The 19,861-nt window shown below is 69.7% G+C and carries 14 protein-coding genes; 6 read left to right on the forward strand and 8 right to left on the reverse strand.

What is annotated here, in order from left to right; translation table 11 throughout:
* Window positions 1-207: 207 nt before the first annotated feature.
* Complete coding sequence (locus FOF48_RS25510; RefSeq protein WP_143905508.1) at window positions 208-2,253, forward strand: AsmA-like C-terminal region-containing protein; 2,046 nt, start codon at window positions 208-210, stop codon at window positions 2,251-2,253.
* A 155-nt stretch (window positions 2,254-2,408) separates the two neighbouring features.
* Window positions 2,409-3,119 (forward strand): LysM peptidoglycan-binding domain-containing protein, encoded by a 711-nt coding sequence (locus tag FOF48_RS25515; protein WP_143905509.1) that lies wholly within the window; start codon window positions 2,409-2,411, stop codon window positions 3,117-3,119.
* Between the two features lie 103 nt (window positions 3,120-3,222).
* Here the strand turns inward: FOF48_RS25515 and FOF48_RS25520 are convergent, their stop codons facing one another.
* On the reverse strand, window positions 3,223-5,280 hold the full coding sequence (locus FOF48_RS25520; RefSeq protein WP_143905511.1) for a hypothetical protein: 2,058 nt from the start codon (window positions 5,278-5,280) through the stop codon (window positions 3,223-3,225).
* 396 nt (window positions 5,281-5,676) lie between these two features.
* Between FOF48_RS25520 and FOF48_RS25525 the strand changes: the two genes are divergently transcribed.
* A complete protein-coding gene (locus tag FOF48_RS25525) occupies window positions 5,677-6,498 on the forward strand; it encodes a hypothetical protein (RefSeq protein WP_143905513.1) in 822 nt (273 codons plus the stop codon).
* Here the strand turns inward: FOF48_RS25525 and FOF48_RS25530 are convergent.
* The 3 genes from FOF48_RS25530 to FOF48_RS25540 all read right to left on the reverse strand — a co-directional run bounded on the left by FOF48_RS25530 (window position 6,476) and on the right by FOF48_RS25540 (window position 10,026).
* The gene (locus FOF48_RS25530; protein WP_143905515.1) at window positions 6,476-7,399 is read right to left on the reverse strand and encodes a toxin-antitoxin system YwqK family antitoxin; all 924 of its coding nucleotides are present in this window, start codon (window positions 7,397-7,399) and stop codon (window positions 6,476-6,478) included. The genes FOF48_RS25525 and FOF48_RS25530 overlap by 23 nt on opposite strands.
* A 49-nt stretch (window positions 7,400-7,448) precedes the next feature.
* On the reverse strand, window positions 7,449-9,128 hold the full coding sequence (locus FOF48_RS25535) for a HEAT repeat domain-containing protein (protein WP_186002064.1): 1,680 nt from the start codon (window positions 9,126-9,128) through the stop codon (window positions 7,449-7,451).
* A 229-nt stretch (window positions 9,129-9,357) separates the two neighbouring features.
* On the reverse strand, window positions 9,358-10,026 hold the full coding sequence (locus FOF48_RS25540) for a hypothetical protein (RefSeq protein WP_143905520.1): 669 nt from the start codon (window positions 10,024-10,026) through the stop codon (window positions 9,358-9,360).
* A gap of 93 nt (window positions 10,027-10,119) precedes the next feature.
* Here FOF48_RS25540 and FOF48_RS25545 point away from each other — a divergent pair, with 93 nt between their 5' ends.
* The 3 genes from FOF48_RS25545 (at window position 10,120) to FOF48_RS25555 (ending at window position 13,068) form a co-directional block, all read left to right on the forward strand.
* Window positions 10,120-11,172 carry a sensor histidine kinase gene (locus FOF48_RS25545; RefSeq protein ID WP_143905522.1) on the forward strand — a complete coding sequence of 351 codons (1,053 nt, stop codon included), beginning with the start codon at window positions 10,120-10,122 and terminating at the stop codon, window positions 11,170-11,172.
* Window positions 11,169-11,954, forward strand: coding sequence for a LytTR family DNA-binding domain-containing protein (locus FOF48_RS25550; RefSeq protein WP_143905524.1), 786 nt, complete (start codon window positions 11,169-11,171; stop codon window positions 11,952-11,954). Before FOF48_RS25545 ends, FOF48_RS25550 begins: the two co-directional genes overlap by 4 nt.
* Before the next feature lie 118 nt (window positions 11,955-12,072).
* Window positions 12,073-13,068, forward strand: a complete 996-nt coding sequence (locus FOF48_RS25555) for a PD40 domain-containing protein (protein WP_143905526.1) — start codon at window positions 12,073-12,075, stop codon at window positions 13,066-13,068.
* 12 nt (window positions 13,069-13,080) lie between these two features.
* On the opposite strand, the gene FOF48_RS25560 is transcribed toward FOF48_RS25555, so the two are convergent.
* From FOF48_RS25560 to FOF48_RS25575, 4 genes are all read right to left on the reverse strand, one after another.
* Window positions 13,081-14,763: a glycoside hydrolase domain-containing protein gene (locus FOF48_RS25560; RefSeq protein WP_255442651.1), complete on the reverse strand. Its 1,683-nt coding sequence runs from the start codon at window positions 14,761-14,763 to the stop codon at window positions 13,081-13,083.
* A 105-nt stretch (window positions 14,764-14,868) separates the two neighbouring features.
* Window positions 14,869-15,336, reverse strand: a complete 468-nt coding sequence (rnhA, locus tag FOF48_RS25565; RefSeq protein ID WP_143905530.1) for a ribonuclease HI — start codon at window positions 15,334-15,336, stop codon at window positions 14,869-14,871.
* Window positions 15,337-15,373: 37 nt separating this feature from the next.
* On the reverse strand, window positions 15,374-18,991 hold the full coding sequence (locus FOF48_RS25570; protein ID WP_143905532.1) for a VIT domain-containing protein: 3,618 nt from the start codon (window positions 18,989-18,991) through the stop codon (window positions 15,374-15,376).
* 325 nt (window positions 18,992-19,316) lie between these two features.
* Complete coding sequence (locus FOF48_RS25575; protein ID WP_143905535.1) at window positions 19,317-19,643, reverse strand: hypothetical protein; 327 nt, start codon at window positions 19,641-19,643, stop codon at window positions 19,317-19,319.
* Window positions 19,644-19,861 lie beyond the last annotated feature (218 nt).

Below are 19,861 nucleotides of genomic sequence, written 5' to 3' on the forward strand. Positions count from 1 at the left end.
ATCCAAGAATAGCCAGAAAAGTTGCCATGAATGCCAGCACCCTGTCTTCTGTCGTTGCCGCAACGACAGTGCGCCCCGGACATACATCCCAGGAATGGGGGCAAGGCATGCGGGCGGAGGGACCGCAGGTGTTCGCACGCGCGGCCTGCTGGGAGTCTGGCTTCCCGGAGGCACCACGGCGGCTGGGAACGCCCAACTTTATGGGCCATGGAGAAGACAGCCCGCCCCCATCGCCATGCATTGAAGTGGGCGCTCGGCGCCATCGCCGCCGTACTGGTGTTGGTCGTCGGTGCGCTGGCACTGAAGTCCACGTGGATCGCCGAGCGCCTGCGTGGAGAGCTGGAAAGCATCGCCACCCGGTCGCTCGGCCGCCAGGTGAGCGTCGGCAAGCTCGAAACCCATTGGTTTCCGAAGCCTGGCGCCACGGTCACGAACCTGCGGGTCGAGGGGGCGGCCAATGAACCGCCCTTCCTGGAAGCCTCCCACGCGACGGCGACCGTTCAGCTCTGGCCGCTGATCCGGAGCCTGGGCAAGGACGTGCGCGTCGGCGCGCTGAAGCTGGACCAGACGAAGCTGAACCTCGTGCGGCACAAGGACGGGACGTGGAACTACGAGTCGCTCGGGGGGCCGCCCAAGCCTTCGCCGGCTCCCTCGCCGGGAGCCTCCGCTTCTGGCCGGGAGACGCTCATCGAGGACCTTGAGATCCGCGATGGCATCGTGAATGTGATGGACCAGCAGGCGACCGGTGGCAATGCCATCGTGGCGCTGCGGGACATCGACGTGACGTTGAAGGGCCTGGGGCCGGGCCGAGCGCTCAAGGGCTCCTTGAAGACGGCGCTCGCCGCGCCAAAGCAGAACGTGGCGGTGGACTTCAAGGTCGACCCCCTCCCCGCGGGGAAGATTCAGCCCGGACAGCCGTGGCCCCAGGTGACGATGCGCCTGCGTGGCAAGGACCTCTCCGTGAATGCGTTCCGGGACTTCCTGCCTCCAAAGGCAGCCAACTACTTCACCGGAGGCCAGGTGGACGTCAACGCGGACGTGAAGACCGAACAGGGCATGTACACGCTCGTCGGCCAGGGGGCCGCGAAGGCGCTGAAGCTTCGCGGTGAGCCGGCCAGCGGCGCGTTCACCTTCGCCTCCCGCGTCGACCCGGCCCATGTGAAGGCGGCGAAGGTCGACTTCACGCGGATCTCGCTCAAGGGGCCGGGCATCGACCTCGCGGGGAGCACTTCGGTGTCGATGGCGCCGATGCACGTGCGCTTCGCGTTCCAGGGGCAGGAGCTCGACCTGGGACACCTGCTGGGCGCACTGCCCCCCTCACAGCCCCAGACGCAGACCCAGGAAGCGACCTCCTCCACCGCGCTGCCTGCCTCGGTGCGCACGGGGCTCGCGAAGGTGGACGTGGGCGGCACCATCAAGTTCGCGAAGGTCCACCACGGCACGCTCGAGGCGACGAACGTGGATGCGCAGGCGAAGCTGGATGATGGCGTGCTGCTCCTCCAACACGGGAGCGCGACCGTCTACAGCGGGCACGCGGACCTCAGCGGGACCCGGGTGGACCTCACGAAGAAGCAGCCGGAGTGGTCGCTGAAGATGGCGCTCACCGGGATGGACACAGCCCAGGCCTTCCAGGCGCTGTCAGGGCACCCGTCCCTGAAGGGCAAGGCCAGCGGCCAGCTTCAGCTCACCGGTACTGGCGTGGATTGGGACCAGACGCGCAACACCATCACCGGCGAGGGGAACGTGCAGCTCCGCGACGGGGCGCTCACGACAGCGAGCCTGGGAGACAAGGTCACGCCAGTCCTGACGCAGGGACTGACGAGCTTGGGGCACAAGAACACGGCGGGCACGGTCGCGAAGACAGCGCAGGGCACGCAACTGAAGGACCTGAACGCGCAGTTCCGGGTCCAGGGTGGCTGGGTCGCGTTCACGAAGCCCATGGCCTTCGAGTCTGACATTGGCAGCGGGACCGTGGATGGCCGGGTGGGTCTGGATGAGCGGCTGGACCTCAAGGGCACCCTCAACGCTTCGGAGGCCTTCGTCTCCGGAATCACCCACGGCGCGATTCCCATCAAGGCTCCCGTCGCCATTCCGCTGACCATCACGGGCACGATTGGCTCACCGGAGGTGAGGCCGGGCAGCCCGCTGAACATCGCCCAGGGGCTGCTGCCCAAGGTGGGGGGCGGCAACCCGGTGAACCAGGCACGCAAGGGCCTGGGGGACCTCTTCAAGCGGCCCCAGCCCCAGAAATAGGGCTCCGCGGCACTCCTGATGGGTCGGAGAGACAGGGCCTCATGGACGCGCCCGCGCGGGCGCTCGGCTGATTTTTCTGGGACGGGGGCCGGCTCGGTCCCTCCTTCTCCATGGCAGCCCGCTTTCCACTCCCTCGCCCCACCCAGGAGGCGCCCATGGACTACCGCATCAAGTCAGGTGACACGCTGTCCCAGATCGCCAAGACGCACCACACCAGCGTCAGCGCGCTGATGAAGGCCAACCCGAAGCTCAAGGACGCGAACGTCATCCAGGCGGGCAAGTCCCTGAACATCCCTGGCAAGACGGACGGGTTCGATGACAAGCCCTCGCGGGCCATGGGCTCCCAGTCGTCAGCGAAGTCCGACGCCAAGAACACCACCTCCGGCGCGGACGCCGCGTCCTCCGGTGGCGCGAAGGGCGCCAAGGGCAATCCCTTGGACATCGCGAAGAAGCACCTGAACAAGAACGCCGGGTCGCTGAAGCTGGAGAAGAAGGGAGTGGGCGCCGACATGGACGACAACGTCGGCAACAAGGTCAACTGCGCCAACTTCGTCTCCGCGTGCCTGGAGCAGGCCGGGCAGATCAAGGACAACCAGCACAGCAACCTGGTGCGCGGCCTCCAGAACAACCTGGACAAGGACAAGAACTTCAAGCGCGTGTCCTTGAAGGATGCCAAGCCCGGCGACGTGGTCAGCTTGAAGACGGGCTCGGGTGTCGATGACCGCCACGTGGTGATCTTCGCGGGCTGGAAGAATGGGAAGGCGGAGTTCATCGGCTCGAACAACCGGAACCCCGACCGCACGCAGCGGATCACCATGACGATGTCGAACGCCCCCGTCCTGTCCGTCCACCACTACACGGGCTGACACCGACCGTGGAGGGGTGGACGGCCAGTCGCGGGCCGGGAGGTGCTTCACGCAGGGAGCCGGGTGCGCCGCGGCTCCCCGCCTTCAGACCCCGGCGGCCCGGTCACCGTGCGTTCGGGGCGGTCCCGACCACGTTCACCGTGGCCGTGGCGCTGGCCGCGATGCCGAAGTCATCCTGGTTGATGAGCAGCTCCACGGTGTGAACGCCCCGCGCATTCAGCGGAACGGTCTTGGTCATCGTGAACGAGTAGGCGCCGCCCGGAGGCAGGTTGACGCCCCAGTCGGACCAGGAGGTCTCCCAGCCGTCAGGCAGGGTGGACCAGAAGTCGTACCAGACCCAATTGCATGAGGCGGAGTCATTGTCGGTGACGGTCACCGACCACGTGACGTCCGAGCCCGGGGCCGCCGTCACCGTCGCCGGTGAGAGCGAGAGCGTGGGCGGCGTCGCGATGCAGCGCTCGACGACCTCCACGGTGGCCGTCCGCTGCACGGTCTGGCTGCCCCGCGTGACGGTGACGCCCGCCGTGTAGGAGCCGAGCGGCGTGCTGTAGGGCACATACGTCTGGAGGACCAGGGTGTCGGAGCTGGCGGCCGCGAGGGTGCGCTGCGCGGGCAGCGGGTCCGCGCCCCAGCCCGTGGGGACGATGGCGGCGAGCTGGAAGGTGCTCGGACCGCAGCCGGCCGAGTCCCGGTTGGTGATGGACAGCTCGAACTCCGGTCGTGCTCCGGGCGAGAAGGTGGGCTCCAGGGCCGTCACCCGCACCTCGGGCGCGGCCTGCACGCAGGTCGTCACGCGGCGCTGGACGCTCACCGTCAGCCCCGCGGACGTCGCCGCGTTCACCGTGAGGGAGAGGTCGCCATAGGGGTCATTCCACGTCGTGCCCGGCAGCAGGGCCGGGTCGCTCCAGGACGACGTCTGGGGCGTGAAGTCGAGCAGATGGGTGCCGCCGCGCGTCTCCGCGTCCGCCAGGTGGATGAGCGCGCCGCCGAACACCTGGGACGCCAGCGTCGACTCGAAGCGCCCCACGGGCTGGCGGTACTCCACCCACAGCCAGTCGTTGGTGCCAGGGCGCCGGCGCACCTTGAGCGCCTTGAGTCCACCGGAGGCCACCATCGGCGCCAGCGTGAAGGTGCCACCCGTGGCGTCCACCTCGGCCACGGCGGACGGAGCCAACCAGCCGATGCGCGCCTTGTGCGGCGCCGCGTAGTGGCCCAGGTTCCAGGAGCCCATCGTGGAGAAGAGGTCTCCATATTCGTCGATGGTGCCCAGGGCGCCCGGCATGCCCAGCGGCTCCGTGGAGAAGTCTCGAGAGCCCGCGTGGTCCAGCGTGAGGTTGTGTCCCGCCTCATGCGTCACCAGCTTCACGGCGGTGTCGTTGTTCCCCATCCAGTCAGCGACGAGCCACGCCATGGAGGCCGTCACGGTGCCATCCGCCGTCACGACCTGTCCGCAGGACAGGGTGGCCTGTCCCGCATAGGAGCAGCCCTGCGAGGGATTGGGGTGGACGATGAAGATGCGGTCGTACTGCGTGAAGTCCACGTCCGCGTCCGCCGCTCGCACGGCGGCGTCGCGCATGGCATCCACCTCTGAACAGGAATAGGCGCGGTCCAGCGTGTACCAGCCCACCACGTTGCCCGTGGTGGTGGTGCGTCCCTCGGAGACCTCGCTCCAGTAGCTCGCCAGCGAGCGCTGCGTGGAGGAGAAGAAGCTGTCGTGGATGCCCTGCGGGGTGACGGCGGGCCGGGGCATGCCCGGGAAGTCCGCGAGGATGACCAGGCTGCGCTGAACCCCAGTGAGCCCGCACGTTCCCAAGGTGGACTGCAAGGCCGCGGCCTGACGGTCCACTTCCACGCTCCGGGCCGTGAACCGGTGCGCCCCCTCGGTTCCGCGCAACGTCACGCGCAGGCCACTGCGCAACCCTTCCGGTGCCCCGCCGGTGAAGACCACCGGTCGGTGCTGGTTCCCGGTGAAGAGGAAGTACTCCTCGCGCGACTCAGCCAGCGAGGGCGCGTCCGCGACCCGGACCTCGAGCACGCCCTGCACCACCTGCTCACGGCTGGCGTCCCGAGGCGCAGGGGCCGCGTGCTCCTCTGGGACGGAGACCTGCGGGTTACAGGCCGCGAGCCACACGGCCGCGGTGATGCTCCACATGCGGGACATTTCCCCTCCGGCGAGTGGCGGCCCGGCGCGGGAGTGCGCCTGGCGACCGCCGCGCGCCTTGTGCCCCCAGTCGCGCCCGCGCGCAACGACGATTGGGAGCGGAGCGCCGCGGCGTCACCGGGCACGGGAGGCGACGCCGCCATGCAAGGCTTGCCGGACGCGTGCAAGGTTTGCCGTGCCGGCGCGCGGTTTCCGGCAAGCCTTGCCAGGCACGGTGCGCCGTCGTGGGCCGGGCCTCCGGGTTCAGGGTTGGCATCCGGGTTGCTCAGGAGGATGCGTGCTCAGCCCATCATCAAGGCGGGCCTGAAACGGAGACTGGCTTTGAGAACCCGAATCCTCCTTTTGCTCGCGGCATTGTTCTTCATCCACATCCCTCTTTCCGCCCAGGCCCAGGATATGGACTATCCGAGGTGCGGAACCCCCTACCCGAAGTGGTGGTGGAACAAGAATGGGCTCCTCGAGAAGGTCGGGATCCGCAACTGGGACATCCAGCAGGTCGGGCGCACGTTCCAGGTCCGCTTCGACGCCGTGAACCTCACGGACGCCGTCCTCGACTCCGGGCAGGTGTACACGTTGAGCCACGCGGCCGTGGACCCCTCCGGGCACCGGGATCCTTCGTCGCTCACCGTGCCCGCGGATCCTCGCGCGCTGCTGGGCGCGGAGGCGATTGTCCAGGGCCGGCTCCCCAGGCTGGCGCCCGGCCAGTCCGTCACCATCCGCGCGGAGGCGCAGGCCTTCCGGGAGGATGCGAACCACCTGCTGACGATCAGCTTCCTGGACGGCCAGCAGGTGCGCCTCCCGGCGGAGCCCGAGCCGTCGCCCTGGTTCTGGGTGCGCGTCCTCCAGCCGGACACGCGGGGTGCCGTCTTCCGCACCGTGACGAGCTCCGTGGAGGCCGTGGACTCGCGGATCCCGGGCTACGAGGCGCGCCATGTCCGCGCCACGCTCCAGAACGTGGGCAGCGTCACGCTGCGCGAAGGCACGCCCGTGGCCATGGGGCACAGCAGCGCGGCTTCGGCGGCGGGCCTCTGGAGCCCGGAGGATGACAAGGACCCGAATGATCCGGGCAACCCCTACGCCGTCATCTTCCGCACGATCCCGTACCAGGGTGTCCTCGAACGGGCCGTGGCACCGGGTGGCACCTTCACGGTGGAGGGAACGGTGTATCTGCCCCCGGGTCCCTGCATGCAGCTGATCACCGTGTCGGTGGGGCGCTGAGTTCCTGAAGCACACCGGCGTGGAACACCCGGGCCCGCTCCACCGGGCTCCACTCGTCGGTGCCGGTCCAGAGGCCCTCCTCCAGACCGTCCTTGACCTCCCCCCGGCCCCAGAGCCGCTTCTCCGAGGCATCCTCGGTGTGACTCGGGGGGAGGTGGTACTGCCAGGTCCCCTGCCGCACGCCGTTCTCGAAGTGGCCAGAAGCCAGGGGGGCTCCGGTCATGAAGAAGAAGCGGAAGGGGCCCTCCGGCTTGTCGTCCTTGAAGGCTCCCTCCGACTTCACCTTTCCATTGGGCCATCTCGCGTCCGGCGTCACCGCCGTGGGGTAGTAGGACGCGGACCCGGCATAGAGGGAGAGCTCGTCGGCGGGGTCGCTGGCGTTCTGCTTCCTCGGCTTCTTCGCACCGGTTCCCGCCGCCAGGGCCTTGCGGCGGACCTTCTCGATGCGGGCGATACACCAGTCATCGAAGCTCGCCGGCTTCTTCTGGGAGAGCGCGAGACTCTCTTCGATCTCCCAGACGCGCGGCTCCTCTCCGTCGAGCCTCAAGCACCAGCCGCCCACGTCGGAGAGGTCGGAGCCCGCGAAGAACGCGCCATTGGCGCGACGGACCGCCGCCTGGAGGAGCGCCTTGTAGAGGTGCCAGTCGAAACCGGCCTCCGCGAGCCCGATGGTGGGCTGAAGGTGCAGGGGGACGAAGGCCAGTTGAAGTCCCGGGGCCAGGATCGACGGATACCCGCACCGAGCGACGAACGCGCGCAGGGCGGGCGGCACCAGGTGCGCCCAGAGGGGGTGCGGCGCGTCGTCGGTCGGCGAGCCTTCGCGGATCCAATGCCTCTTGCCGTTCGCGTCCAGAAGAGACTTCAGCGCTTCAAAGGCGGCCGCGGCACGAGATTCCATCATCCCCGGAAGCATAGCCCCGCCCGTGCGCGGCAGGTCGTGCCTCGGTCCGTCACACGGCCTCGGGGACATCCTTCGCCGGGGGGCCTTCGTACCGGGTCAGGTGGCCCTCCAGCTGTTGATCCAGGCCCATGGAGCAACACCCACTCAGGCTCGCGTTCAACAGGGCGGAGAGGTCCTCCTCCGTGCCTCGCCGGGAGAGTGCCCGGATGGCCTCCTCGACTTCGGGCGAGACGTGGGGAAAAAAGACAAGGGACGGGAATTCACCCGCCCCCCGGGCGCGAGCATCGGCGAGGACCGCCAGGAACAGCGGCCGGCTCTCTTCCGCGTCCAACGTCCCGAGCCACCCCAACGCCTCGGCGCGGGTCCAGGGGTCGGGCTCTTCGTGGGCGAGCCGACGCAGTGGATCGAGCCACTCCCGCCGGCCCTGCTGGACGAGCCCCGCGAATGCCTGGAGGCGAACCCTGGGGCTGCTGTCGTGAGTCAGGGTCAGGAGCTTGTCACACCAGCCCGCTCCGGACTCGCCGAGCGCGAGCAGCCCCTTGAGGGCAAACTCCCATCGCTCTTCATGGGGTCCTCGCAGCACGGCCAGGAACAGGGGACGGTCCGCGGGCAACGGGTTGGCCGAGGCATACCGGAGGATCCTTTCCACGAGCAGCGAGTTGTCTGGATATCGCTCCGCCGCGAGCGCCCAGCGGACGGCGACGGCGCGGTCCCGCACCCACAGGGCATCGAGCAGCTCCATGCGGACGCTCGACGCCACATCGAAGTCACAGAGCAGCCGGTACAGCACCCGCCGCCGGGCCTCACCCCATTCACACAACACCTCCCTCGCATAGCGGAAGGCCCGGGGATGCTTCACGAGACCGCAGGGCACGGTGCAGGCAACGCTCTCCATCCGCACGACGCGTTCGAGCCGGCGCAGCAGCCCGTCCTCTCCAAGATGCGCAAGCAGGTCCGACAGGGGAAGCAGGAGCGTTTCCACGGCCCATCGACGCAAGCTTGGAGAAGTGCCGGTGAGACCTGCCAGCGCGTCGGGGGACTGTCGCCACACCATCCAAACCTCTACATCCTCCAGTTGCTCGGCCGTCAGCTCTCGACTCCACTCCACGAGGTGCGTCCATGCTTCGGGCCGCTCGCGCAGGGCAAGCGCCACGTTGACGTTGAGCAAGCGACCCGATGGGCCCTGCGCCTCCAAGAGCTGGCGGTCGCATGAGTTCCAGCGCGCGAACAGCCACTCCATGAGCGCCGGGGGTTGAGGGACTCCATGCTGGGGGACGGGGAACCGGAACTGGTTGCTTTCGAGCAGGGCCTCGACCACGCGCTGGCGTTGGCTGAGGCCCGCCAAGGACCGGCGCCTGTCGCAACCGCGAAGCCTTGAGAGGAGTCGGGCCCGGTCACCGGGGTCCATCCGGGCGAGGGCCTCCTCGATGTCCGCTCCGAAGTCCTCGAGCCGCACAAAGAAGAGGAGATACGACAGCTTGAAGGAGGGAGCGTCGGGCTCGACTGCCTCTTCATGGAGCTGGAGCAGTTCCCGCGCGGAGAGCGTCATGCCGTGCTTCAAAACGGCTCGCAGCGCCATGTCTCGAACGAGGGGGTCTTCTCGTGGGTCGAGCAGCAGGGACTTGAGGAGGGGGTGCAGCCCGGCGCCCCCGACAATGCCTAACAACCAGACGATTCGGCACCGCGAGTCGGCGGACTCTCGTGGAGTCTCATCCAGGAGGGACCGCAACTGCGCGCGGAGACTCTCGCGCGAGGACCACACCAACGGGCGAAGCGAGGACACACAGGACGCCGAATCGGGACCGGCTGGCGAAACCGGCTGCGAGAGCGCAGGAAGTGCCATGCAGCGTAATGGAGCCATGGACCGGGCGCAAACCCACCCTCCCCACGATGCCCAGGCCCCGCGCTCCACTCCGGGCCGCCTGTCCTCGGGTCTGTTCCTCCGGGAACTCCTTCGCCTACGGGCGGAAGAGCAGCCGGTCCAGGAACGAGCGGCGCCGCGGGATGACGGGAGTCCCACGCTGTTCCGGCAGGTCGTCGAGGCTCAGCTCTCCCCCGTCCCCTCCCGAGAACAGCCAGAGGTCGACGTCCCCTGCGTCCGGAGCGGGCGTGCTCAGGCTCTCGTACAGCCCCACCTCCTCCATGCGAAGGTGCGCAGGGAGCTGCTTGAAGCCATCCTCCTTCGCGGCCTTCAGCGCCGCCGCCAGCGCGCGCACCTCCGAGGGCGTCAGGCAGTACGCGGTGTGCGCACGGCCGAGCCGCTTCGCGCGCTCCGGGAGGCGCTCGAGATGCGCCACGACATCCGCGCGCGAGGGCACCTCCCACAGGAACCCGAGCAGGTTGGTATCTCCATACGCATGGAGGATGGCTCCGAGCCACGCGAAGAACCCGCCGACGGAATCGGCGTGGAAGATCATCCGGGCCCCCAGCTCCCGCAGGTACTCGGGGGCCACCCACTCCTGGCCTGGGTCGATGAGGATCCGCTCGAGATAGCGGCCCGAATCCTCGCCTCGCATGGGCTCACATTCCGGCTCGGGCTCCTGCGCTTCCTTGAGCGCGGGGAGCAGGAACGCCGGACGCTCCAGGAGCGCCACGGGCAGGCGGAAGAAGCTGAATGCGTTTCCCATGAGGCGCCCAAGCTACCAGCCGAGCCCCCTGGCTCATTCGTCTTCGTCCACGAGCCTCCGCCGCGCCAGGGAGTTGACGTATACGCTGAGGCCATGGTGCGTGCGGCATGGTGGAAGTGGTGGGTGGCGGCCTTCGCCTACTGGACGGTGCAGGGCCTGGCCGCCGCCAGCGAGGCCCACTCCGTCCGCGAGGTGACGTGGCGCCATGCCCTGCTCACCGAGGGCATCTCCCACGTGCTGTGGGTGCCCATCACCCTCGCCATCCTGCACTTCAGCCTGCGCTACCCGCTCGAGCGGCGACGCTGGCGCTCACGCGTCGCCCTGCACGTGGCCGGTGCACTCGCCGTCTCGCTCATCCGCGCCACGCTCATCTATGCGCTGGATCCGTGGGTCGGTTGGTATGCCACCCCGCCCGCGTACGGCGCGGTGCTCAAGCACGCGCTGGTCTACAACCCCTTCATCTACCTGACGCTCCTGGGAGTGGCGCATGCCGTCTACTTCGCCGAGCAGCTCCGGCTGAGGGACACCCAGCTCGCGCGCGCGCAGCTGCACGTCCTCAAGGCACAGCTCCATCCGCACTTCCTCTTCAACACGCTGCACTCCATCTCCGCCCTCGTGCACCGGGATCCAGGCGGCAGCGAACGGATGATCGCCCGCCTGAGCGACCTGCTGCGCGGCACGCTCGACGCGGCGGCCCGGGAGGAAGTGTCGCTTCAAGAAGAGCTGCGCACCCTCCAGCTCTACCTGGACATCCAGGGGGTGCGCTTCACCGACCGCCTTCGGGTGCGGCACGAGATCGAGCAGGACGTGCTCGGGGCGCAGGTACCCCACCTCGTGCTCCAACCCCTGGTGGAGAACGCCATCCAGCATGGCATCGCGCCGCGCTCGACCCCCGGCACGGTGACCGTCGTCGCCCGGCGCTCGGGCTCCGAGCTGCACCTGGAGGTGCGTGACGACGGCGTCGGGCTGCGGCCCGGCGCGGACACGGCCCCAGGTGGACCTGGGAGCGGCAAGGGGCTGTGGATCACCCGGGAGCGCCTGCTCCAGCTCTACGGCGCCAACCAGCGGATGGAGCTGCGAGGCGCACCGGAAGGAGGCGCCTGCGTGACGCTCGCCATCCCCTTGCGGCTGGAGTCCGCGGCGTGAGCCCCCCCATCCGCGTGCTCATCGTCGACGACGAACCGCTCGCCCGCGAACGCCTCAAGGATGTCCTGGCCGACGAAGCCGACATGTCCGTCATCGGCGAGTGCCGCGACGGCGGCGAGGCCATCGCGGCGATCCTCCGGGAGCGCCCGGACCTCGTCCTGCTGGATGTGGAGATGCCCGAGCCCAACGGCTTCGGCGTGCTCCGCGCGGTGTCCCCCGAGCACCAACCGGCGGTCATCTTCGTGACCGCCCACCGCGACTTCGCGGTCCAGGCGTTCGAGGCCAACGCGCTCGACTACCTGCTCAAGCCCTTCGACCGAGAGCGTTTCCGCCTCAGCCTCACGCGGGTGAGGGCGCGCCGCCGCACCGGCGCGACGGAGCTCGATTCGGAGCTCCTGGAGCGGCTGGACTCGCTGTCGCTCCGGCGGTCACCACCCTCCGAGCCCTACCTGACGCGGCTGGTGACCAAGGTGGGCTGGCGCATGAAGTTCCTGCGCGTCGAGGACATCGACTACCTGGAGGCCGAGGGCAACTATGTCTCCGTGCACCTGGGCAAGGAGTCCTACCTGGTCCGGGAGACGATGAACGCGCTGGAGGCGAAGCTGGACCCCAAGGCCTTCGTGCGCGCGCACCGCTCGCTCATCCTCCGGATCGACCGCGTCGAGGAGGTGGAGCCCCTGCCTCCCGGCGAATACGTCCTCACGCTGCGCAACGGCACCCGGTTGACGTCGGGCCGGAGCTACCGCGCACGGCTCCAGCGGGTGCTCGACCTGCCGTCCTGAGCCACGTCCGGACTCCGGCCTCCACGGCTCGTCCCTGGACCTCCACCGTTCGTCACAACGCCGTCGTCCCCCGAGCGAAGTCAGGCGACCGTCGCCTCCTCAACCGAGGAGACATCGCATGCATCGCTTCATGCCGAAGACGTCGTGGTCCCTGAGCCTGATGCTCGCCGTATCGTCCGTGGCGCTGGCGTGCGGCGGGACCGAGCCGGAACAGAAGCCGGAGCCCAAGTCGGACGAAGCCCTGGTGATGGAGGAGCTGGCCGCCCGGGGCCTGGATCCCGCTGGAGCGGCGGGAGGTTCGCACTGCACGCCGGGCGGGACGCTCTTCGCGCCCGGGGAGATCTCCCTGCCGGAGCGCTCGGAGTACCGGATCACCTTCTCCGCGGATGGACAGACGGCGTACTACCACGTGGACACGGCGGAGCCCCCCACGCAGATCATCTACGTGTCGCACCGGGTGAACGGACACTTCACCCCGGGCGTGGTGGCGTCGTTCTCCGGCACGTACGCGGACTCGGACCCCTTCCTCGCTCCGGATGGCCGCTCGCTCTACTTCTCCTCCGCCCGTCCCGTGAATGGCGTGCCCCGCGAGGACACCGACCTCTGGGTCGTCCGCCGCACCGCGAGCGGAGAGTGGGGCGAGCCCGAGCACCTGGGCCCCCAAGTCAACTCGGACCGCCAGGAGCTCTTCGCGAGCGTGACGAATGACGGGACGCTCTACTTCGCCAGCGGCACCTTCGACTCGGACTTCGACATCTACAGCGCGGAGCCGCGCGGCACGGGCTTCGCTCCCGCGGAGCGGCTGGGCGTCGGGGTGAACAGCACGGACTACTGGGAGTACAACTCGCAGATCTCCCCGGATGGCCGGCTCCTCATCTTCGCCTCGCTCAACCGCGAGGAGGGCTACGGCCTGGGCGACCTGTACGCGAGCGTCAAGCTCGGCGGGCGGTGGCTCAAGGCCATCAACCTGGGGCCGGGGGTGAACACGGAGAAGGACGAGTTCCACCCCACGCTGAGCCCCGACGGAAAGGGCATCTACTTCGTGCGGCAGACCTGGGACCCGTACGTGCCGTCTGACTTCTACCACGTCGAGCTGCGCTGCCTGCTGCCCTGACCTTCAGGGGGCTCAGGGCCCGGCGCACTCCGGCCGCAGCTGCTGGTAGCGCCGGATGAGCAGCAGCCGGGCCCTGTCGAACGCCGCGCCGTCATCCGGGACGGCCCAGGCATGCGGGATGAGCTGCCGGGCCACGGCGCGCGCGTAGCCCGGGTCTCCCGCGTCGCTCACCAGCTTCAGCCATTCGTAGTCCTGCATGCCCAGCCGGATGAGCTTCATGCGCAGGGAGGGCAGGGGCACCTCCGTGGTGCCGCCGATGATGGACGGGAGCCCCGGGTAGAAGAGCGTGCCATCGCCGTTGCCATTGAAGCGGAACTGGGTCGTCCACGCCGTCGAGAGCAGCCCCACCGTCTGGTAGTACAGCTCGCCGCGCGCGCCCTCGACGAAGTCCAGCCATTGCATGCCTCGCGCCTTCGCCGCGGAGCGGTCCACCATGTACGAGGGCCAGCCCTGCCCCGGCGTGTTCTCCGGGAGAGGGGGCTCGCCGGGGACGCAGCCGTGGCTCGCGCAGCTCTGGTACAGCCACAGCTCACGACCGGGGCGTGAGAGGAAGTCGTCGTACTTGGGGCGCTGGTTGCCCACGTAGGGGGGCAGCGTCCCGTCGATGAAGTTCACCAGCACGGTGTCCAGGTCGATGTCCTCCAGGAGCCCGTGGTTCTCCAGCTCCGTGACGGTGGTGGTGAGCAGCGTGCGCAGGCGCGGCGCCACGGTGCGGGTCAGGCCCGCGCGGGCGGTCGCCTCCGCCCAAGAGGTGCCATAGGGCGGCTCGTCCCCCACGTAGTCGAAGGCGCGCGAGAGCCACCCACGGGCCTCCGCCTGGGATTGGAACTCCGCGAGCGACGCGCCGTTGCCCGGCCCCAGGTACTGCATGGCCGTCATGCGGGCGCCGGACAGCCGGTTGGGAGCACGGCCCGCGAGGAAGGGCCCCCAGCGCGACGCGAAGGTGTCGTAGTCCGGCAGGTCCCAGGTGGGTTGATCCACCTGCCGGGGAAAGCCGCTCGCCAGCGTGATGCGGTGCTCCAGCGCCATCCGATGGAACCGCTTCAACAGCCGGACCTGGGTCTCCACGGGACACAGCGGATCCCCGGTGAAGGCACGGCACACATGCGGAGGCCAGAGCAGGAAGGCGCTGCGCAGGGAGGACGTGCTCGGCAGCACCGCGTCCACCACCTGGAGGTGCACCGTCACGCTCGCGACGAACCCCGCGCCCTTCAAGCGCACCCCACCGGAATAGCGTCCCGGGGGAGCGTGCGCCGGCACGTGCACGTCCACCCAGAGGGCCCGGGACTCACCGGCTGGGACATCGAAGGGAAACGCCAGTCGCTTCTCCCCCACCACCTCGTCCACGTCTGGCACCAGGCCGTCCGGCCAGCGTCCGGCCGTGCCAGGAGGCGTGGGGGTGGTGATGTCCAGCAGCGCCTCCCGGTAGAGCAGGACGTCCTCTCCGTGGATGCGCGCCCGCCTCCCCTCGAAGCCCGGCGGCGACGCGCTCACGCTCCGCAGTCCCGCCGAGCCTCCGTGCAGGACCACCTGGAAGGAGGCGAACTCGTTGCGCGCGGCCGTCAGCTCCAGCTCCGGCTGGAAGCGGGGCGGGGTCTCCGGGCGCACCTTCACCATCGCGCTCTCCGCCCAGATGGCGGGCGGGGTCGGATGCGCCGCGACAGCGGCGGCCCACAGCCAGGACAAGATGCCCATCCAAGGTGCCAGGGATTGCATGGACAGACAGCCTGAGAGGCGAAAGGAATTGAGTCAACCCGCCCTCCAGTCCCGGTGCTCGGGCCCACACCGGGGCCTGCGGCCTCACCGCCCCAGCCGAGCCGCCAGCTCGAGCCGTGCGGCCACGGCCAGGCTGTCCGCGCGGTTGTTCTCCACGTCGTCCGAGTGGCCGCGCACCCAGTGCCAGGACACCTCGTGGACGCGGACCGCCTCCAGCAGCTCGCGCCACAGGTCCGCGTTCGACACGGCCTTCTTGTCCGACGTGCGCCAGCCGTTGCTCTGCCACTTGTCCAGCCACTTCGCCTCGAAGGCATTGCAGACGTACTTCGAGTCGGTGAACACCTGGACGCGGCACGGCATCTTCAGGGCCTTCAGCGCCACCAACGCCGCGGTCAGCTCCATCCGGTTGTTGGTGGAGTCCGCCTCCGAGCCCTGGAGCTCCTTGCGGTACGCCTTGCGGTCGGGGGCGATGAGGATGGCGCCCCAGCCGCCCAGGCCGGGGTTCGGCGAGCAGGCGCCATCGCAGTAGATGTGAACGAGGGGGAGCGACATCGGGCGCGCATCCTACGACCGAACCGCCCCCCGGCCATCAAGGCGTGGAGGGCACCGCGACGCTTTCCTTCCCCGCCACCAGCACCTCGCGCCGCAACAACAGCCGCGCGTCGCTCTTGGGCAGGATGCGCACCTGGAAGCGGCGCTGGCCCAGGTCCTCGGCCGTGAAGACGCCCCGGTCGCTCACCAGCAGCAGCGCGGTGGGCACCACGTCCCTGGCCGAGTGGTTGCCGTAGTAGTGCACCACCACGTGGTACGGCCCCGGCGCCGCCTTCTTCGCGTGGTACAGCTCCGGCCCCAGGCCATCCGTGATGTCCCAGTACAGCCGGCCCCCCAGCCGCGTCTCCTTGTGCTGGTAGAAGCACTTCTCCCCGTCTGGCTCGAAGACCCACAGGTCGATGTCCGTGTTGTCCGAGTTCCAGTGCGTGGTGAGCTGATAGTCGATGGGCTGCGGCTTCCCGAGCGTCGCCCACCCGTCCGGCCCCGGCAGCTCCTCGCGGCGCGAGTACAGCACGCCCGCCACGTCCTTGAGCTGGGATTGCCGCTCCAGGCCCGCAAGCATCCGCGCGTAGTGGACGGCGGCCACGACCCGGACCTCGCTCCCATGCCGCTTCCAGGGACGCGCCAGCACGATCTCGTAGTTCCGCGCCGCCTCCGAGTAGCGCCCGGAGGCATCCAGCGCCAGGGCCTCCTCCAGGTAGGCCTGTGGCTCGAAGGGACGGCGCAGACGCACGTGTTCGAAGAGCTCCGCCGCCGCCGGATACTGCCCCAGGGCCAGCAGGCCGTACCCCACCAGCCGCAGGGCCTCCGCGTCCTGCGGGCGCAGCTCCACCGGCGACGACAGGGCCCGCACCGCGCCCCAGGTGTCTCCAGCGAACGCGCGCCTGCGGGCGACCGCCTCGTAGATCATCACGTCGTCCCGGTTCTCCCGCCGAGCCTTGCGGTAGAGCAGCTCCGCCTGAAGCCGCTCCTCTCCCCCCGCGTAGGGCTCGTCCCGCAGCGGCTGGCGGCGCAGGGGCGCGGGGAGCTTCGCCTCCTTCAGCCGGGCCACGACCGCGCGGCCGGAGGCCGGCACGTCGTCCAGCGCGATGCCCAGGAGCTTGTCCCGGCGCTGGTCCTCCTCCTGGCGCCGCAGCGACTCCAGGTTCGACAGGTCCACCTGCTCGTCGCGGACCGCGTAGCGCGTGTAGTCGCCCTCGGACTCCAGCACGAGCATGGACGCGCGGGAGTTGGCCAGCCGGTAGTGCTGGCTGAGCGCCACCACCATCCGGTCCAGCCGCTCGTCATCCAGGGACACCAGCCGCGACACGAACAGCTCCGCCCACGCTCGGGGCGCGAACGCGCTGTTCTCATCGAGCGGCAGCGGGATGCGCAGCGTGCGCTCGGGGCCGGTGCCCGCCTGGGTCACGACCTCCAACTGCGCCGCGCCCTTCCCCGTCAGCCGCCCCGCCACCTGCAGCTCCTGACCGGGGAAGACGAGGCGCGGCCTGCCCGCCACCACCAGGTCCTTCACGTCCGCGCCCACCACGGACACCTTCGCCAGCACCACCGACGCCGCGCGGTGCGCCTTCGCCGCCGCGTCCACGTCCGCGGCGGACAGGACGCTCACCCCGCGCCCGCCACTGGAGCGCGCCAGCGCATCGAAGAGCTCCGTGTTCACCGCCGCCTCGCCGAACCGGTACGTCACCCAACGCAGCGACTCCACGCACGGGTGCCGGGACAGGAGCGCGTCCACGCTGCTCTGGCCCCAGGTGATGTTGCCGTCGGAGAGCAGGAACGCCGTCACGCGCTCGCCGGGGGCCGCGGGCTTGAGCCACTCGCGCCCGGCCCGGTCGAGCTCCTCCAACGCGCCATCCACGTGCGACGCGCCCTCCAGGAAGATGCGCTCCAGCTCCGCGAAGCTCTCCTGCCGGTGCCGGGCATCGTTCACGCGGAAGCCCGGTCCGTGCAGCCACCGGGGGCGCACATCGAAGAGGAGCACCGCGTACTCCTTCAAGGTCGGGTCCTTCTCCAGCAGCGCGCGCAGCGTGGCCGCCTGGATGGCCCAGGCGTTGCCGTCCTCGGAGGACAGCGAGGTGTCCACCACCAGCACCGCGCGGCCCGTGGGCGCCCCCTCCTCGCCGGAGGTGAGCCTCGCGGGCAGCCGCACCCGAGCGTGGAAGGCGTGGCCCGGCAGCCCCGCGTCATCCGTGCCCACCAGCACGTCCGCGTCCTCGTGGCGCGGCTTCAGGGCCACGGCCAGCGCTCCGTCACCCGTGAGCTTCGGGAAGTCGTAGACCTGCCAGTCGCCCACCTTGCGCGCCTTCGCGCCCGGCTCCGGCTGCACCGTGACCTCCGGCGCCTGCCGGGGATCCACGTGGACGCGCGCGGTGATGCGCACCTCCTGGCCCGCGCCCGGCGGCAGCGGCCACGTGTAGCGCAGCCGCTCGCCATCGGAGAGGAGCGTCTGCTCATACGCGATGACGACGCGCTTGAGGGACTTCGGCGGCAGGGGGAAGACACGCGCGCTGAAGGAGGATGCGCCCGACCACTCCAGCAGCGCGGGGTCCACCTTGCGGCGCACCACGTCCTCGTACACCTCCCGGGCGCGCTTCTGCTCGACGACGCGGGCTTCCTGGATGTCCCCCCAGGAGCGCTTCGCTCCTCGGGGCGCGGGCGGCGCGGAGGCGGCGAGCCGCTCCGACTCCGTCGAGTCGTCTCCCAGCGGGGGCAGCAGGTCCGACGACTGGAAGAGCGACGGCGCATCCACCGTCACCGCTCCGGAGTACAGCGCGAAGCCAGCCACCGTCGCGCCTCCGGGGAGCGGGTAGTAGAACGTGCCTTCGAGGCTGCGGCCCGTGTCGTTCTCGAAGAGGTGGTCCACCACCGTCCGGGCTCGCGAGCCCTGGATGTACGTGACGACGCGGATGGCGCGGGCCTTGAGGGGCTGATAGCGGCCGTCGTCGCTCATCACCAGCACCTTGGCGGCGCGCGGCGCGGACTCCACGCGAGGAAGCACTGGCTTCGCGGCGTCCGACTTCTCGGCCTCCTTCTTCGCGGGCGCCGCTCCCCCTCCACCAGCCCCGACCCCACGCACACCACCGCTACCGCCCTTGATGATCTGGATGACCGATTGGCGTCGCTGCTCGAGGACGGGGGCCGAGGGAGGCGGAGCGGCCCCAGCCGAGGACGCGCCTCGTGGCCCCTCGGCGAAGGCCTCTGCTCGCGGAGGGGAGGCGGGCGCGGGTTCGGGCGGCTCGGCGACCGCGTCCTCCTCCATGTCCATGTCGCGTGGCGCCAGGGCCTCCGATTCACCCAATCCCGGTGCCTCGTCGGCGTGGCCTCGCGCCCGAGGTGCGGCGCTTGTCGGCGCGGGACCCAGGCGATGGCGCAGAGCGTCCGAACCCTGGCCATGGTGGCCCGACAGCGCCGCGAGCTGCTGCTCGGAGAGCACCTGCGGATCCGCCACGGAGTCACGCAGCGCCGCGAGGTCCACTTCACCGGTATCGGGCTGTCCCGCGGCGGTGGCTGGCGCCACCAGTCCGGCCTGCGCGAAGGCCGTGGGCACTTCACTTGGAGCCGCGGGCGGGGAGGCGTTGGGGTCGGAGTCCCGCTTGCAGCCCGCGGCGAGGAACCCCAATAACAGCAGGAAGGTGGAGGCGCGGACGAGTCGCATGCCCCGGGACGCTAGCCCATCTGCTCCGCGCCAGCGTATGGGGGGCCAGGACAGGACCCGGTGGATGACGCAGCCGCGATGCGGCATGACGGGTCGTGGCTGTCGAACCCAAGCCTCGGTTCAGCGAACGGGGCCGCCCGCGCGGATGCGCTGGACTGGCATCACGGCAGCGGTCAGTCGCGCCCTGTCAGCCAATCCTGGACGCCCTGAAGGGAGGGAGGAACGCGAGACGCCGCGCACCAGTCGACAAGCAGGTGGCGCGCATCTTCCCTACTTGCGCCACCTGCATCCATCAGACAGGGCCCAGGCCCCACGGGCAGACTGTCTACTGCAGGTCGCAGCCAGGGATGCAGTAGTTCACGTTGATGAGCGTGCGCGAGGCAGGCAGGTTCGACTGACAGCCGGCGTACTGCGTGGCGGGAGTGGCCTGGATGCGCGAGGCGCCGCACTTCACGACACAGGCGCGGATGTCCTCGAACCAGTAGACGAGGTCGTTGTTCGGGCAGTTGGGCGGGATGCCGATGCCCTGCTCCGTGCTCGTCATCGCGTCGCGCTCCGGCACGTCGACCGCGGACTCGGCCCCACCACCGCAGGCCACCAGGGACAGGCTGCACATCGCGAACAGGGAAACAACGATACGCTTTGCGTGCATGGCAACTCCTTCAAGACCGAGGGAGAGGAGAATCATGTCCTATCTGGGGCTCCCCGCGAAGCGCTCCTCTGACGCGCGGGCCTTGACACCTCGGACGCCACCGCCATGCACTATCAAGGGGTGAGCGGGCAGCCACGCTTCGCGCCCCACCGCTGACCCGCTCAAGAGTCTCGATTCAGGTCGTCGCGGTCGGCGGCAATGGCAGATGCGGCGCAGCA

Source organism: Corallococcus sp. Z5C101001 (genome assembly GCF_007352635.1).
GTDB classification, from domain to species: Bacteria; Myxococcota; Myxococcia; order Myxococcales; family Myxococcaceae; genus Corallococcus; species Corallococcus silvisoli.

Bases quoted from the DNA above. Each gene is read 5' to 3' on its own strand.
- FOF48_RS25510 (WP_143905508.1), top strand. From the start codon at position 208: ATGGAGAAGACAGCCCGCCCCCATCGCCATGCATTGAAGTGGGCGCTC.
- FOF48_RS25530 (WP_143905515.1), bottom strand. From the start codon at position 7,399: ATGATGGAATCTCGTGCCGCGGCCGCCTTTGAAGCGCTGAAGTCTCTT.
- FOF48_RS25555 (WP_143905526.1), top strand. From the start codon at position 12,073: ATGCATCGCTTCATGCCGAAGACGTCGTGGTCCCTGAGCCTGATGCTC.
- rnhA (WP_143905530.1), bottom strand. From the start codon at position 15,336: ATGTCGCTCCCCCTCGTTCACATCTACTGCGATGGCGCCTGCTCGCCG.
- FOF48_RS25575 (WP_143905535.1), bottom strand. From the start codon at position 19,643: ATGCACGCAAAGCGTATCGTTGTTTCCCTGTTCGCGATGTGCAGCCTG.
- FOF48_RS25540 (WP_143905520.1), bottom strand. From the start codon at position 10,026: ATGGGAAACGCATTCAGCTTCTTCCGCCTGCCCGTGGCGCTCCTGGAG.
- FOF48_RS25545 (WP_143905522.1), top strand. From the start codon at position 10,120: ATGGTGCGTGCGGCATGGTGGAAGTGGTGGGTGGCGGCCTTCGCCTAC.
- FOF48_RS25560 (WP_255442651.1), bottom strand. From the start codon at position 14,763: ATGGGCATCTTGTCCTGGCTGTGGGCCGCCGCTGTCGCGGCGCATCCG.
- FOF48_RS25570 (WP_143905532.1), bottom strand. From the start codon at position 18,991: ATGCGACTCGTCCGCGCCTCCACCTTCCTGCTGTTATTGGGGTTCCTC.
- FOF48_RS25515 (WP_143905509.1), top strand. From the start codon at position 2,409: ATGGACTACCGCATCAAGTCAGGTGACACGCTGTCCCAGATCGCCAAG.
- FOF48_RS25525 (WP_143905513.1), top strand. From the start codon at position 5,677: ATGGACTATCCGAGGTGCGGAACCCCCTACCCGAAGTGGTGGTGGAAC.
- FOF48_RS25520 (WP_143905511.1), bottom strand. From the start codon at position 5,280: ATGTCCCGCATGTGGAGCATCACCGCGGCCGTGTGGCTCGCGGCCTGT.